This window comes from Duganella sp. 1224 (assembly GCF_013408245.1).
GTDB lineage: Bacteria > Pseudomonadota > Gammaproteobacteria > Burkholderiales > Burkholderiaceae_D > Rugamonas.
In genome coordinates, this window is record NZ_JACBYS010000002.1 from 501,046 (window position 1) to 516,162 (window position 15,117).

The 15,117-nt window shown below is 67.7% G+C and carries 14 protein-coding genes; 13 read left to right on the plus strand and 1 reads right to left on the minus strand.

Annotated elements, in window-relative coordinates:
- Positions 1–24: 24 nt before the first annotated feature.
- Positions 25–2,547: a prolyl oligopeptidase family serine peptidase gene (locus tag FHW58_RS14275; RefSeq protein ID WP_179673800.1), complete on the minus strand. Its 2,523-nt coding sequence runs from the start codon at positions 2,545–2,547 to the stop codon at positions 25–27.
- A gap of 317 nt (positions 2,548–2,864) precedes the next feature.
- On the opposite strand from FHW58_RS14275, the gene FHW58_RS14280 reads away from it, so the two are divergent.
- The 13 genes from FHW58_RS14280 (at position 2,865) to FHW58_RS14340 (ending at position 15,103) form a co-directional block, all read left to right on the plus strand.
- On the plus strand, positions 2,865–3,032 hold the full coding sequence (locus FHW58_RS14280) for a Flp family type IVb pilin (protein WP_179673801.1): 168 nt from the start codon (positions 2,865–2,867) through the stop codon (positions 3,030–3,032).
- 185 nt (positions 3,033–3,217) lie between these two features.
- Positions 3,218–3,364 (plus strand): Flp family type IVb pilin, encoded by a 147-nt coding sequence (locus FHW58_RS14285; RefSeq protein WP_179673802.1) that lies wholly within the window; start codon positions 3,218–3,220, stop codon positions 3,362–3,364.
- Positions 3,365–3,435: 71 nt separating this feature from the next.
- Positions 3,436–3,603 carry a Flp family type IVb pilin gene (locus FHW58_RS14290; RefSeq protein WP_179673803.1) on the plus strand — a complete coding sequence of 56 codons (168 nt, stop codon included), beginning with the start codon at positions 3,436–3,438 and terminating at the stop codon, positions 3,601–3,603.
- A 113-nt stretch (positions 3,604–3,716) separates the two neighbouring features.
- The gene (locus FHW58_RS14295) at positions 3,717–4,292 is read left to right on the plus strand and encodes a prepilin peptidase (RefSeq protein WP_179673804.1); all 576 of its coding nucleotides are present in this window, start codon (positions 3,717–3,719) and stop codon (positions 4,290–4,292) included.
- An 82-nt stretch (positions 4,293–4,374) separates the two neighbouring features.
- Positions 4,375–5,697 (plus strand): ATP-binding protein, encoded by a 1,323-nt coding sequence (locus tag FHW58_RS14300; protein WP_229265322.1) that lies wholly within the window; start codon positions 4,375–4,377, stop codon positions 5,695–5,697.
- Positions 5,694–6,575: a Flp pilus assembly protein CpaB gene (cpaB, locus tag FHW58_RS14305; RefSeq protein WP_179673805.1), complete on the plus strand. Its 882-nt coding sequence runs from the start codon at positions 5,694–5,696 to the stop codon at positions 6,573–6,575. The genes FHW58_RS14300 and cpaB overlap by 4 nt, the downstream gene beginning before the upstream one ends.
- 18 nt (positions 6,576–6,593) lie before the next feature.
- Positions 6,594–8,411, plus strand: a complete 1,818-nt coding sequence (locus tag FHW58_RS14310; RefSeq protein WP_229265323.1) for a type II and III secretion system protein family protein — start codon at positions 6,594–6,596, stop codon at positions 8,409–8,411.
- Between the two features lie 10 nt (positions 8,412–8,421).
- Positions 8,422–8,682 (plus strand): pilus assembly protein, encoded by a 261-nt coding sequence (locus FHW58_RS14315; RefSeq protein WP_179673806.1) that lies wholly within the window; start codon positions 8,422–8,424, stop codon positions 8,680–8,682.
- 12 nt (positions 8,683–8,694) lie between these two features.
- Positions 8,695–9,861 carry an AAA family ATPase gene (locus tag FHW58_RS14320; protein ID WP_179673807.1) on the plus strand — a complete coding sequence of 389 codons (1,167 nt, stop codon included), beginning with the start codon at positions 8,695–8,697 and terminating at the stop codon, positions 9,859–9,861.
- 11 nt (positions 9,862–9,872) lie between these two features.
- On the plus strand, positions 9,873–11,222 hold the full coding sequence (locus tag FHW58_RS14325; protein ID WP_179673808.1) for a CpaF family protein: 1,350 nt from the start codon (positions 9,873–9,875) through the stop codon (positions 11,220–11,222).
- Positions 11,223–11,224: 2 nt separating this feature from the next.
- Positions 11,225–12,199 carry a type II secretion system F family protein gene (locus FHW58_RS14330; protein ID WP_179673809.1) on the plus strand — a complete coding sequence of 325 codons (975 nt, stop codon included), beginning with the start codon at positions 11,225–11,227 and terminating at the stop codon, positions 12,197–12,199.
- A 10-nt stretch (positions 12,200–12,209) separates the two neighbouring features.
- Positions 12,210–13,148, plus strand: a complete 939-nt coding sequence (locus tag FHW58_RS14335; protein WP_179673810.1) for a type II secretion system F family protein — start codon at positions 12,210–12,212, stop codon at positions 13,146–13,148.
- A 17-nt stretch (positions 13,149–13,165) separates the two neighbouring features.
- The gene (locus tag FHW58_RS14340; protein ID WP_179673811.1) at positions 13,166–15,103 is read left to right on the plus strand and encodes an Ig-like domain-containing protein; all 1,938 of its coding nucleotides are present in this window, start codon (positions 13,166–13,168) and stop codon (positions 15,101–15,103) included.
- The last annotated feature ends 14 nt before the right edge of the window (positions 15,104–15,117 follow it).

The window sequence follows — 15,117 nt, forward strand, 5'->3', positions numbered from 1 at the left end:
CCCTTTCAGCTTTGGGGTCTGCGCTTACTGCTTTGGCGGCGCGTCTTTGACGTACTTGTCGAACCAGCGCAGCATTTCATACACCAGCTGCTCGTTCGACTCGCGCGCGGCGTACCAGTGCGGCTCGTGCGGCAGCATCACCAGGCGCGTCACCCCGCCATTGCCGCGTATCGCCTCGTACAGCTTGACCGATTGCAGCGGCGTCGTGCCCGGATTGGCATCGTCGCCGCCGTGCACGATCAGCAGCGGCGTCTTCAGCTTGTCGGCGTAGAAGAAGGTCGAGGCCTTGGTGTACACGTCCGGCGCTTCCCAGACCGAGCGGCGCTCGTTCTGGAAACCGAATGGCGTCAGCGTCTTGTTGTACGAGCCGCTGGTGGCCGCGCCGGCGCGGAACAGGTCGGAGTGCGCCAGCAGGTTGGCCGTCATCAGCGCGCCGTGGCTGTGACCGGTCACGCCCACGCGGTTCGGATCGGTCACGCCCAGGCGCACCGCCTCGTCCACCGCCGCCTTGGCGTTGGCCACCAGTTGCTCGGTGTAGGTGTCATACGCCTTGCGCGGATCGCCGACGATCGGGAAGGCCGCGCTGTCGATGATGGCGTAGCCCGACAGCAGCAGCAGGCGGTACTGGCGCAGGCGCGTGAACGTCGCCTGCGAACCGGTGGTCTGGCCGGCCTTGGACGCGTCCGCGTAATCGAGCGGATAGGCGTTGAGGATGGTCGGCAGCGGCGTGCCCTCCTTGTAGCCCGGCGGCGTGTACAGCGTGAACGACAGGTCGATGCCGTCGGCGCGCTTGTACTTGACCAGGCGCTTCTTGATCTGGCGTACCTGCGGCACCGGATCGACCAGGTGGGTCAGCGCCACGCTGTTGGAGGCGTAGTTCGGCTCGCCGGCCTCGGCGGTGGTGGCCGCGCCGACCGTGCGCACGAAGGCGTTCGGCGTGTCTTCCGGCGACTGGTACCAGGTCAGCAAACGGCCCTCGTCGTTGCCGGCGAAGCCGATGAACTGCTCATACGAGGTTTTGCTGCTGCGGAACAGGCGCTCCTTCTGCTGCGTCTTCAGGTTGAACTTGTCGAGGAAGGGACGGTCGCCGTCCGGCGACGCGCCGGCGCCCGACAGGTAGATGGTGTCGCCCTGCAGGCGGATCACCGGGAAGCCGTTCGGCAGGCGGCGCATCACCGGATTGCCCGGATTGGCGTACTTCTCGTCGCTCGACTGGTCCCAGATCAGCCGGCGCGAATTCTGCGCGTCGTCGACGTTGAGCTGCCAGGTGCGCACCCACTTGCGGTTGACGTCGTAGTCGGTCAGCAGCGCCACATTGGCCTGCTCGCTCCACGCCAGGCCGCCGAAGCGCTGCTCGGTGCGGGTGATTTCCACCGGCGCGGCGGTGAACGGCGCCTTCAGCAGCATCACCTTGTCGCGCTCGCTGGCCTTGGCGTTGGGATCGCCGCCATCCAGCGCTTCCACCCACACCAGCGCGGCCGCTTCGGTCGGCCGCCACATGAAGTGGCGCGGGCCGGTCGGCACGCCGCGGTTCGGCACGCGGTCGGCCAGCGGCAGCGCGGCGATTTCACGCAGCACCGGATTGCCGTCCTTGGCCGGACGCGCGGCCAGGTCCCACAGCGTGATCTGTTTCGGGAAGCGGTCGAAGGTGGTGACGTAGGAATACGGCGGACGGATTTCCGTCACCACCAGGTGGCGGCCGTCGGGCGCCACGTCCAGTTCCTCGTACAGGCCCGGCTTGCCAACCGGCGTCATCTTGCCGGTGGCCGCGTCAACCAGCGTCAGCTGCGAGGTGCCGTAGTAATTGAACAGTTCCTCGTCGTGCTTGTTGCGCAGCGTGTCGCGGTTTTCGTAGGTGCTGCTCTGGCCTTTCTGGCCCAGCGATTCCTGGATGCCCGGCCCTTCCGAGCCCGGCGCCTCGGCCGGCGGCGCCTTGCGCGCCACCACCTGCTTGACCAGCAGCGTCTTCTGGTCCGGCATCCACTGCACCTGGTCGCCGAACATCTGGTTCAGGCGCACGTTCGGCAGGCGGCGGATGGCGCCGGTTTTGGCGTCGCCGACCCATAGTTCCACGGCGTCGTTGGTGACGTTCTCAAACGCGAAGCGCTGGCCGTCGGCGCTCCACACCGGGCGGCGCGGGCAGGCGTCGGCGCCGGCCGGCAGCTTGACGGCGGTCGACTTGCCGTCGGCCACCTGCACCAGGTCGATGGCGCTGACGCACGGCGGAATGCCGTAGCCGCCCGGCGTGTCGTGCTGGCTGTGGTTGCCCGGCTCGATGCGCACGCCGGCCAGGCGCAGGAAAGGCGTGGCCACCTTGGCGATCGACGGGTAATCCTGCATGGTCACCAGCATCAGCTTGTCGCGGGTCGGGCTCAGCGACGGCAACGGCGGCGCTGGCGCGCGCATCACGTCGAGGATCTCTTTGGGCGGCTGGTTGTAGGCGCTGGCGGCGGCTGGCGCGGCGACCGTTGGCGTGGCTGGCGCGGCCATTGCGGCGCTGGCGAGGGCGGCGCTCACCAGTGCGCACAACAGGTGTTTTCCCTGCATGGTATTTCTCCCGTTTTATGTAACTACATGAGTGGAACGGAGCATTAGGCCACGAAAACATTTCTGCGGCAATAATAAAATAGACCCCGCACCCCGATGATGGGGTCGGACCCCGTACGGGGTCTGACCCCGGCTTCTGCCTTGGGGGTGGCAGGCCGAGGCACAACGTGACAATTGTCACCGCACATGGTGACGTTTGTCCGCTGCGCCACGGCGGCACGGTGCGTAGAATGACTTCCATCAGCAGTACCGCAGCACCTAAAACCCGAACCCCGTTTTAGTCCATTCCATCCACTGACTTTAACGAGAGGTTCATCATGCAAGCAATCACCAACTTCATCCGCAACGAAGACGGTATCACCGCCATCGAATACGCCCTGATGGCCGCCGCCATCGCCGCCGCGATCACCGCCGGCCTGGCCATCCTGGGCCCCAAACTGACCGCCTCGCTGACCTACATCTCGGGTCTGATCAAGTCCTCGTAATACCCGTCTCCTCGTTGTACAGCTCCTAGTAGCTTTTCATCCGGAACCGTGCGTTCCGGATTTTTTTTGTCCATATTTAAATCATGACAAATGTCACGCCACAGCATGACGTTTGTCCGATGCCGAAACTAACGCCGCTGGTTAGACTGGCAACATCGAATTCATCATCCACCTCAGGAGTAGCAATGCGGCAGTTATCCATCCCAAGCGGCCTCGCCCGTTTCGTCGGCAACGACGACGGCGCTACGCTGCTGGAGTACGCGCTGATTGCCGCCCTGGCGTCCGTGATCATCATCATCGCCGTGCTGGCGGTGCTGGGCTCCAAGACCTGAGCCCGACCTAAAACCTCGCCCCCGTTTTAGTTAAGCGCAGCAACCGACTAACAACTCGAACGAGGTTCGCCATGCACGCATTGCACCAGTTTCTTCACGACGAGGACGGCGTCACCGCCATCGAATACGCGCTGATGGGCGCCGCCCTCGCGGCCGCCGTCACCGCCGGCGTCATCCTGCTCGGCCCCAAGCTCGGCGACGCGCTGAGCTACATCGCCAGCTTCCTCAAGACCGCCTGAGTGCGCGCGCTCGCCAGCGCGTGTTGCGCGCAAAAAAAATCCCGGAATGGTGCACGCCGTCCCGGAAATTTTCTATACACTAAGCTGGTCCCCTTCTTCCACAGGGCATGCCGATGACTCTCTTGCCGTTGATCATACTGTGCTGCTTTCTGGCACTGGCAGTCTGGAACGATTTGCGCACGCGCCGCATCCCCAACGCGCTGGTGTTCGGCGGCGCCGTGCTCGGCCTGCTGTTCAACGCCGCGCTGCCGGCCGGCGCCGGCCTGTTTATCGCGCCGTTCGGCGGCATCGGCCTGCTGAAGGCGCTGGCCGGCCTGGCCGTGGGCCTGTGCCTGCTGCTGCCGATGTACGCCATGCGCGCGCTGGGTGCCGGCGACGTCAAGCTGATGGCGATGATCGGCGCCTTCGTCGGCCCCGGCGCGGTGGCCGGCATCACGCTGCTGACCTTGCTGGCGGGCGGCGTGCTGGCGCTGGTGGTGGCCGGCTTTAACGGCCGCCTCAAGCCGATGGTCTACAACACCTGGCAACTGGTCAAATACAGCATGCTGCGCTCGCTCGCGGGCGAGGTGCCGAAGATGGACGCGCCGGCCACGCCGAGCGGCCGCCTGCCGTACGCGGTGGCCATCGCCGCCGGCGCCGCGCCCTATCTGCTGGTGGGCGCCACCTCCGGCCGCAGCCTGTTCTTCTAAGGGAACCATGCTCACTCAGCAGACGAACGCGTCCCCCGCCCCAGCCGCTATGCGCGCCCCGCGCACCACGGACGAAACCGGCTTGCCGTTTCTGTTCCTGGTCGAGCTGCTGTCCAAGGTGCTGTTCCAGCGCGGACAGGTCCGTTTGCCTGAACTGGCTAGCCATCTGAAACTGAGTGTCAGCGTCATCACGCCGCTGGTGACGCATTTACGCAACGAAAAATTGTGCGAGGTCACGCGCAGCGGCAGCAGCGGCACCGACGCCGACCTGACCTATCATCTGACCGACGCCGGCATGCAGCGCGCGGTCGCCGCCATCCACCGCAACGCCTACGCCGGCCCGGCGCCGGTGCCGCTGGCCGCCTACGTGGCGCAGATGGCGGTGCAAAGCGTACGCCACTTGCATGTCACCCGCGACGCCGTGCGCACCGCCTTCCACGACGTGGTGGCCAGCGCGCAGGTGCTGGACCAGCTGGGCGCGGCGATGAATTCGGGCCGCGCGATGTTCATCTACGGCCTGGCCGGCAGCGGCAAGACCTTCCTTGCCGAACGGCTGTGCCATCTGCTGCACGGCGCCATTGCCGTGCCCTACGCCATCATGATCGACAACGAGGTGGTGCCGTTCTACGATCCGGTGCAGCACCAGCCGGCCGCCGCCGCCGCGCCGGCCGACGATGGCGGCGACCTGCTGCGCACGCTGGACGCGCGCTGGGTGCGCGGCCTGCAACGCCCCACCGCGCTCAGCGGCGGCGAACTGACGCTGGAAATGCTGGACCTGCGCTTCGATCCCAACACGCGGCTGTACCAGGCGCCGCCGCATCTGAAAGCCAACAACGGCATCTTCATCATCGACGACCTCGGCCGCCAGCGCTGCTCGCCGCTGGAACTGATGAACCGCTGGATCGTGCCGATGGACCGTGGCGTCGATTATCTTTCCTTGCACACCGGCCTGGTTTTCCAGGTGCCTTTCGATGTGGTCGTGGTATTCTCGTCGAACTTCCTGCCGGAGCGCCTGTCCGATGGCGCCTTCCTGCGCCGGCTGGGATACAAGATCGAAGTACCGCCGCAGACGCCGGCCGAATACCAGCAACTGTTCCGCCAGGCCTGCGCGCAGTACGGCATCGCATTCGACGCCGCAGCGTTCGACTACCTGCTGAGCGGCTTGCATGCCAGGGATGAGACGCCGCTGCTGGCCTGCTATCCGCGCGACCTGATCCGCCAGGTACGCGACCTGGCCCGCTACGAAGACACGCCGCCCGTCTTGAACCAGCGCGCGCTGGACTGGGCCTGGCACAACTACTTTGCCGGCGCCGGCGCCCGCCGCGTGGCCGCCGAACAGCAGAAGAAAGACCGCGAACGCCGCGAACAACAACCGACTCCGCATAACCTGGGAAGGCTGGGATGAGAAACACACGTGCTCTGACGATGATAGGGGTGGCGCTGTTCCTGGCGCTGGCGGCCGTGGTGGTGGCGGCGCAGTGGATCGCCGGCCAGTCGGCCGCCAACAGCAACAAGGTGGCGGTGGCCCTGCTCGACATCAGCATGGGCGCGCGCATCACGCCGGAACTGGTGCACATGGTCGACTGGCCGGCCAGCTCGGTGCCGCCGGGCGCGGCCACCGATGCCAAGGCGCTGGAGGGCCGCATCACGCGCGCCAACATCCAGCGCGGCGAGCCGATCACCGAGGCCAAGCTGGCGCCGGCCGGGACCCAGGGCGGGCTGTCGACGGTGGTGGCCGAGGGCAAGCGGGCAATGACGGTACGCGTCAACGACGTGGTTGGCGTGGCCGGCTTCGCGCTGCCGGGCAACTATGTCGACATCCTGGTCAACACGCAGAGCGACGCCAACGGCGACCACCTGGTGCGCGAGCAGGCCATCTCGAAGATCGTGCTGGAGCGCATCCTGGTGCTGGCCATCGCGCAGGAGTCCAGCCGCGACGATACCAAGCCGAAAGTGGTCAATGCGGTCACGCTGGAGCTGACGCCGGACCAGGTGGAGAAGCTGGACCTGGCGCGCAGCGTCGGCACCCTGTCGCTGGTGCTGCGCAACCAGGTCGACCCCAATACCGCCAACACCGAGGGCGCCACCAAGAGCAGCTTGCTGGGCGAGGCGGCCAGCGCCAACGTGCCGCTGCCGCGCGCGGCTACCAGCCTGCCGACGCCCGCACCTGCACCGGCCGCCGTGGCTACCGCACCGGCCGCGCCACGGCCGCCGCGTGCCGAACGCGACACCGACAAGGTGGAAGTCATCAAGGGTCTGGAACGTAGTTCACAACAATTTTAAGCACCGGGAGATCGCGACTTGAGCAACGTATCCTCTGCGCCATTCCACGCCGCGCCGCTGGGCGCCGCCGCCCTCGCCGTCCTGCTGAGCGCTGCGCCGCCGGCTGTCCTCGCCGCCACGGCCGACAAGCACGCTGCGCCGGCCACCGCTTCCAGGGCCACCGCCGGCATGGGGGCGGCTACTGGCGGGGCGGCTACCGGCGGGCCTGCCACGGCGACTACCGCCGCCGCGCCGCGCAACGCCGCCAGCGGCACGGCAGCAGCGCCGGGCGTGGAGCTGGCCAAGGAGGTGACGCTCTCGACCGGCAAATCGACGCTGCTGCGCCTGCCCTTCCCGGCCGCGCGGGTGGCGGTCGGCGACGCCAAGATCGCCGACGTCATCCTGCTCAATCCGAGCGAAATCTACATGCTGGGCAAGACCACCGGCTCCACCAACCTGATCGTGTGGAACCGCGCCAACCAGGCCAGCGCCATCGACATCACCGTCGGCCTGGACATCGCCGGCCTGCGCCAGCAGTTCACCGACCTGTTCCCGGGCGAGCGCGACATCCGCGTCACCGTCTCCGGCAATTCGCTGATCCTGTCCGGCACGGTCAGCGACGCGGTGCGCGCAGCGCAGATCGTCGCCGTGGCCAGCGCCTACCTGACGCGCAACAACCGCGCCGGCAACCAGGGCGGCGCCGCCACGCCGGAAGCGGCCGCGCAGGCGGCACAGGCGGCCGGTGGCGGCGGCGCCCCCAGCGCCGCCTCGGGCGCGGCGGCCGGCGCCGCCTTCCAGGCCGCGATGGATCCGATGTCCGGCCTGTCCGGCGCCGGCGGCAACAGCAGCGGCCGCGTGGTCAACATGCTCTCGGTGGCGGCGCCGCAGCAGGTCATGCTGGAAGTGAAAATCGCCGAGGTGTCGAAGACGCTGGTGGACCAGCTGGGCGCCAGCGTCGGCCTGAACGGCTCGCGCGGCAGCTGGACCTACACCATGCTGTCCAATCTGCTCAGCGGCAATCCGAGCAAGATCGACGCCTTCAACAACAAGAACGGCAAGTTTGTCACGCTGGACGCGCAGCGCAACGATGGCCTGGTCAAGGTGCTGGCCGAGCCGACCGTGATGGCCATCAGCGGCCAGGAGGCCAGCTTCCTGGCCGGCGGCAAGATCTTCATCCCGGTGGCGCAGAACACCACCGGCGGCACCAACCAGGTGACGCTGGAGGAAAAGGAATACGGCATCGCCGTGCGCTTCACGCCGACCGTGCTCGATGGCGGCCGCATCAACCTGCGGGTCACGCCCGAGGTGTCCGAGCTGAACCGGGAAGGCATCGGCATCAGCGCCACCGGCACCACCGCCACCGCCGTGCTGCCGTCGTTCACCACGCGGCGCGCCAGCACCACGGTGCAGCTGTTCGACGGCCAGAGCTTCGCCATTGGCGGGCTGATCAAGAACAACGTGACCAGCAGCATCAAGGCGTTTCCGGGCCTGGGCGAGATCCCGATCCTCGGCGCGCTGTTCCGCAGCAGCGATTTCCAGAACGACCGCACCGAGCTGGTGTTCATCGTCACGCCGCACCTGGCGCAGCCGCTGCCGCCCAATCCGAAACTGCCGACCGACGAGTACATCCAGCCCAGCCGCGCCGACTTCTTCCTGAACGGCAAGCTGGAAGGCCGCCCGCCGGCCGCGCCTGCGGAGGCCGACGCCCTGCCCCGCGCCACGCCCGCAACACCCGCCACACCTGTGACGACTTCCACGCCACCGGGCGCCGCCCAGACGCCGCCGGCCGCCGGCATGCCCGGCCCGGCGCCAGCGGCCCCGCGCGCGCCGTCCGCCATCCCCGGCGAAGTCAACTAGGAGAGCCGCCATGCGCACACCCATCATCCTGCTGGCCCTGCTGACGCTGAGCGCCTGCGCCACCTCGCCGCACTACGACCAGTACTTCGGCAGCAGCGTGCGCCTGGCCCAGGCGCAGCAGACGCTGAATCCCAACGCCGCCGGTCAGCGCCGCACCGCCAACGGCATGGACGGCGCGGCGGCGGTGGCGGCCTACCAGAACTACCAGCAGTCGTTCACCACCAAGGAAGACCAGAGCGGCGCCTTGAGCATCGGCGTCAGCAAACGCTAAGGAGCGGCACACTTGAAAATCACCGTCATCTCCCGCGACGAACGCCACCTGGCCGACCTGATGCGCCTGCTGCGCGCGCGCTCGCCCTCCGACGAAATCGACCAACTGGTCGGCGGCGTCGGCCGCACCGCCGCGCTCAACGACGACCAGTTGCCGGACGTGCTGATCATCGACCGCCCGCACACCGACGACGACGACCTCGACCAGCTGGAACGCTTCTCGGCCCAGCACCCCAACATCGCCTGCGTGGCACTGTGCATCGACCAGGACCCGCAATTCCTGCTGCGGGCCATGCGCGCCGGCGTGCGCGAGGTACTGCCGTCGCCGGTGACCAGCAGCGCGCTGTACCCGGCGCTGGAACGCATCGGCGAAAAACTCGAACGGCGCGGCCAGACCAGCGGCAAGGTGCTGGCCTTCATCTCGTGCAAGGGCGGCAGCGGCGCCACCTTCCTCGCCACCAACCTCGGCTACGCGCTGGCCGCCAGCGGCAAGCAGAAAGTCGCGCTGATCGATATCAACCTGCAGTTCGGCGACGCCTCGCTGTTCGTCTCCGACCACAAGCCGCTGGCTACGCTCAGCGACGTGGCGCAGCAGATCCACCGCCTCGATCCGTCGTTCCTGGCCTCGTCCATGCTCAGCATCACGCCCAACTACGGCGTGCTGGCGGCGCCGTCCGACCCGGCCCACGCCAACGACGTCAAGCCCGACCACGTCGACGCCATCCTCAAGCTGGCGCGCCGCCAGTACGACTTTGTGCTGCTGGACGTCGGCCGCAGCCTGGACGCGGTCAGCATCCGCGCGCTCGACCATGCCGACCTGATCTTCCCGATCTTGCAGACCACGCTGCCCTACATCCGCGACAGCAAGCGCCTGCTCAACGTGTTCCGCTCGCTGGAATACGGCAAGGAGAAGATCCAACTGATCGTCAACCGCCACGACAAGAACAGCGAGATCCGCCTGAAGGACCTGGAGAGCGCCTTCGACGCCGAAATCGCCTTCACCATCCCCAACAACTACGACTCGGCCGCCGCCTCGGTCAACCAGGGCGTGCCGGTGCTGCAACTGGAACCGAACGCGCCGATCAGCCAGTCGCTGGCCGAACTGGCGCGCAAGCTCAGCGGCGAAGCGGCGCCGGTGCAGCAAGGCGGCTGGCTGGCCCGGCTGCGGGCACGTAAATAAAGGAACGCACCATGAGCACCCCGGTCTCCCTGCGCGAACGCCTGGAAAACACCGACATCCGCGGCTCCGGCCAGCGCACCCAGGGCATCGACAACCGCGCCTACCAGAAACTCAAGGGCCGGCTGCACGCCGCCCTGCTCGACCGCGTGGACCTGGAGAGCCTGCAGCGCCTCAACCCGGACCAGATCCGCGCCGAGCTGCGCAACCTGGTGGAAAAGCTGCTGGAGGAAGACGCGGTCGTCATCAACGACGCCGAGCGCAAGACGCTGACGCGCGACATCCAGAACGAGATGCTCGGCTTCGGCCCGCTGGAGCCGCTGCTGGAAGATCCCACCGTGTCCGACATCCTGGTCAACACCTACCGCCAGATCTACGTCGAGCGGCGCGGCAAGCTGGAGCTGACCGACGTCACCTTCAGCGACGACGCCCACCTGATGAAGATCATCGACAAGATCGTGTCGCGCGTCGGCCGCCGCATCGACGAGTCCAGCCCGATGGTCGACGCCCGCCTGCCGGACGGCTCGCGGGTCAACGCCATCATCCCGCCGCTGGCCATCGACGGGCCCATCATGTCGATCCGGCGCTTCTCGGCCGACCCATTGCGGCTGGCCGACCTGGTGGCCTACGGCAGCATGACGGCCGACATGGCCGAGGTGCTGCAAGGGCTGGGCAAGGCCAAGGTCAACATCGTCATCTCCGGCGGCACCGGTTCCGGCAAGACCACCATGCTGAACGTGATCTCCGGCTTCATCAGCCCGTCCGAGCGCATCGTCACCATCGAGGACGCGGCCGAGCTGCAGTTGCAGCAACCTCACGTGGTACGGCTGGAAACGCGCCCGCCCAACATCGAGGGCAAGGGCGAGGTCACGCAGCGCGCGCTGGTGCGCAACGCGCTGCGCATGCGGCCCGACCGCATCATCCTCGGCGAGGTGCGCGGCGCCGAGGCGCTGGACATGCTGGGCGCCATGAACACCGGCCACGAGGGCTCGATGGCCACCATCCACGCCAACACCCCGCGCGACGGTCTGACCCGGCTGGAAAACATGGTGTCGATGGCGGCCGCCAGCCTGCCCACCAAGGCCATGCGCCAGCAGATCAGCAGCGCGGTCGGCGTGGTGATCCAGGTGTCGCGCCTGACCGACGGCAAGCGCAAGGTGATGTCGATCCAGGAAGTGACCGGCATGGAGGGCGAGATCATCACCATGCAGGAAATCTTCGCCTTCAAGCAGACCGGCCTGTCAGACGACGGCAAGGTACTCGGCCACCACACCGCCACCGGCATCCGCCCGCGCTTCATCGAGCGCCTGCGCAACTTCGGCGTCAACATCGGCTCGACCGTGTTCGACCCGTCGGGGCACTGATCATGGACCTGCGGCTGCTGCTGTTCATCGTGCTGATCTTCGCCGCCGTGGCGCTGGCGGTGTGGGGCGCCTACACCGGCTGGAACAACGCCCGCGGGCCCGAGGCCGAACGCATCGCGCGCCGGCTGCGCAACGCCATCGGCGACAGCGGCAGCGAGCTGGCGGTGTCGATCACCAAGGAGCGCACGCTGGCGCAGGACCCGTCGATGCAGCAATTCATCGCCGCCCTGCCGGGCATCCAGAAACTCGACCGGCTGCTGTTGCAGACCGGGCGCAAGATGAACGCCGCGCAGCTGGTGGCGCTGATGGGCGGCTGCTTCCTGCTCGGTTTTATCATCGCCAGCGCGCTGGCGCTGCCGTGGTTCGGCCGGCTGATGATTGGCGCGCTGGCGGCCGCGCTGCCGGTGCTGGAAGCCATGCGCGCCAAGCGCAAGCGCATCCTGCGCATCGAGACGCTGCTGCCGGACGCGCTGGACATGATGGGCCGCGCCATGCGCGCCGGCCACGCCTTCCCCACCGCCTTGAAAATGGTCGGCGAGGAAATCCCCGATCCGCTGGGCGCCGAATTCCGCATCGTCTTCGATGAAGTCAATTTCGGCGTGTCGATGCCGGACGCGCTGATGAACCTGGCGCTGCGCGTGCCCAGCACCGACCTGCGCTACTTCGTCATCGCCGTGCTGATCCAGCGCGAGACCGGCGGCAACCTGACCGACCTGCTGGCCTCGATCAGCGCCATCATCCGCGACCGCCTCAAGCTGCTCGGCCAAGTCAAGGTGATGTCGGCCGAGGGCCGCATGTCGGCCTGGGTGCTGGGGCTGATGCCGTTCGCCGTCGGCGGGCTGGTGTCGGTGGTCAATCCGGGCTCGCTGCAGATCCTGTTCACCGATCCCGGCGGGCGCAAGATGCTGGGCGTGGCGGCGCTGCTGATGGTGATCGGCATGCTGGCCATCCGCAAGATCACCACCATCCGCATCTGAGGGGCTGGCCATGACCATCATCCAGATCATGTTCCTGGTCGTCGTTTTCATCGCCGTATTTGGCGGCGTGGTGCTGGCGATCCGGCTGTTCACCGTCAACCCGGTCAAGGACCGGCTGGAGGCGCTGCACGAACGCAGCCAGGTGACGCGCAAGAGCGCGGTGTGGCTGGAGTCCATCGTCAACCTGGCGGCGCCGCTGGCGCGGCTGTCGCTGCCCACCGAGGGCTGGGAAAACTCCCCGGTGCGCATGCGCTTCATCAACGCCGGCTGGCGCACGCCGTCGACGCCGGCGCTGTTCTTCGCCGGCAAGACCGGGCTGGCGGTGCTGCTGCCGCTGATCGTGTTCCTCTACCTGAGCAGCAAGGCGGTGGCCACCGACGGCAACGTCAAGCTGTTCTGGATGGTGGTGGCCGGCGGCCTTGGCTACTACGTGCCCAACCTGGTGCTCAACCACGTGGTCAAGACGCGCCAGCGCGACATCTTCGAATCGTTCCCCGACGCGCTCGACCTGATGACCGTGTGCGTCGAGGCCGGGCTGGCGATGGACGCGGCGCTGGCGCGCGTGGCCAACGAGATCGGCCTGAAAAGCGTGGTGCTGGCCGAGGAGATGCAGCTGGTGACGCTGGAGCTGCGCGCCGGCAGCGCCAAGGACAAGGCGCTGCGCAACCTGGCGCTGCGCACCGGCGTCGAGGACGTGGACGCGCTGGTCACCATGCTGATCCAGGCCGATCGCTTCGGCACCAGCATCGCCGACTCGCTGCGCGTGCAATCCGAGCAGCTGCGCACCAAGCGCCGCCAGCGCGCCGAGGAGCACGCCGCCAAGATCTCGCTCAAGCTGCTGTTCCCGCTGATCTTCTTTATCTTCCCCAGCCTGCTGGTGGTGCTGCTTGGCCCGGCGATACTGAATTTGTATCGCAACCTGCTGCCCGCCATGGCCGGCACGAATTGACCAACCCAGGAGTGACCATGACTGCACGCCGGATCGACTGTTTGACGCATTATCTGCTGGCCCTGTTGTGTGCGGCGCTGCTGGCCGCCTGCGGCGGCGGCGGCAGCGGCGGCGGCGGCTGCACCACCATCGATCCCAACCGCGACCCGGCGCTGCCCGGCTGCGGCACCGGCGGCAACGGCGGCGGCACCACCGGCAAGGCAGCCATCACGCTGAGCATCACCGACGCCAGCGGCGCCGCGCTGACCACGCTGCCCACCGGCGGCAGCGCCACGCTGACCGCGCAGCTGAAGGACGCCAACAACGCTGCCGTGCCCAACACGCTGGTCACCTTCACCAGCACCGACAAGAACGCCGTGTTCTCGGCGGCCGGCGGCGCCGTCGTCAGCGACGCCAGCGGCAAGGCCACGGTGCAGCTCAGTCCCGGCGCCGCCAGCACCGCCGGCAACTACGTGATTACCGCCAGCGCCAACATCGGCGGCAGCGCCGTCAGCGCCAGCGCCAACTACACCCAGGGCGCCGCGCCCGGCGCCAGCGCCAGCCAGCTGACGTTCGTCTCGGCCACGCCGCAAAACATCGCGCTCCGGGGCACCGGCGGCGCCGGCCGCCAGGAGACCGCCACCGTCACCTTCCGTGTGCTGGACAGCGCCGGCAACCCGGTCGGCGGCCAGCAGGTCAGCTTTGCGCTCAACACCAGCGCCGGCGGCCTGACGCTGGCGCCAGCCAGCGCCATCAGCGGCAGCACCGGCCTGGTCACTACCATCGTCTCGGCCGGCACCGTCAACACGCCGGTGCGCGTGACCGCCACGCTGAACGGCGGCATCAGCGTGCCGTCCGACCAGCTGGTGGTGTCGACCGGCGTGCCGGAGCAGAACAGCTTCTCGCTGGCGGCGGTGATCCGCAACGTCGAGGGCGGCCAGTACAACGGCTGCACCGCGCCCACCGGCACCACCGTCACCGCGCGCCTGGCCGACCACTTCCACAACCCGGCGCCGGACGGCACGGCGGTCAGCTTCACGGCCGAGGGCGGCAGCATCGACGCTTCCTGCCTGACCGGCCTGATCCAGACTACCCAGCCGGACGGCAGCGTGGTCACCAGCAAAGGCACGCCGGGCGAGTGCACGGTGCGCTATTGCGCCGGCAATCCGCGCCCGGCCGACGGCCGCGTCACCATCCTGGCCTACGCGCTGGGCGAGGAAAGCTTTAGCGACACCAACGGCAACAACCGCTACGACGCCGGCGAACCGTTCACCGACCTCGGCGAGGCGTTCCGCAACGACCGCGCGGTCAGCGACGCCAATGCCAACGGCGTCGACGACGCCAACACCAGCGGCAACGCGGTGCGCGCCGCCGGCGAGCAGTACATCGACTCCAACGGCAACAGCGCGTGGGACCAGAACGGCAACGGCATCTACAACGGCGTGTTGCAGGCCACGCCCAACATCAGCGGCGGCAACACCGTGCACGTGCGCCAGGCGATGGTGATGGTGCTGTCCAACAGCACCGCCGCCGTCAGCCTGCTCGACAGTCCTAGCGGCAGCGGCACGCTGGCGCTCGACCGCTGCGTCAACAACGTCGCCTTCAACAACACGCTGCGCACGTTCAGCTTTGCCATCCGCGACAACAACCCGACCGTGTTTGCCACCAACCGCCGCAGCGCCCATCCGGGCGACCCGCTGTGGCTGTACGACCGGCCCGGCAACCCGCTGCCGGCCGGCACCCAGATCAGCTTTACCACCACCAACGGCATCCTGCAAAGCCCCGCCAGCATCACCGTGCCCAACACCAGCAGCGCCGATTCCAGCGCCTGGGTGTACACGGTGGCGCTGCTCAGCGACGCCAGCCAGAATAGCGGGCTGATCTGCACCAACCTGCAGAACAGTGGCGTGCTGACCATCACCGTCACCACGCCCAACGGCACGGTGACGCAATTCAGCTATCCAGTGGCGGATTAAGTGCTACATTGAAA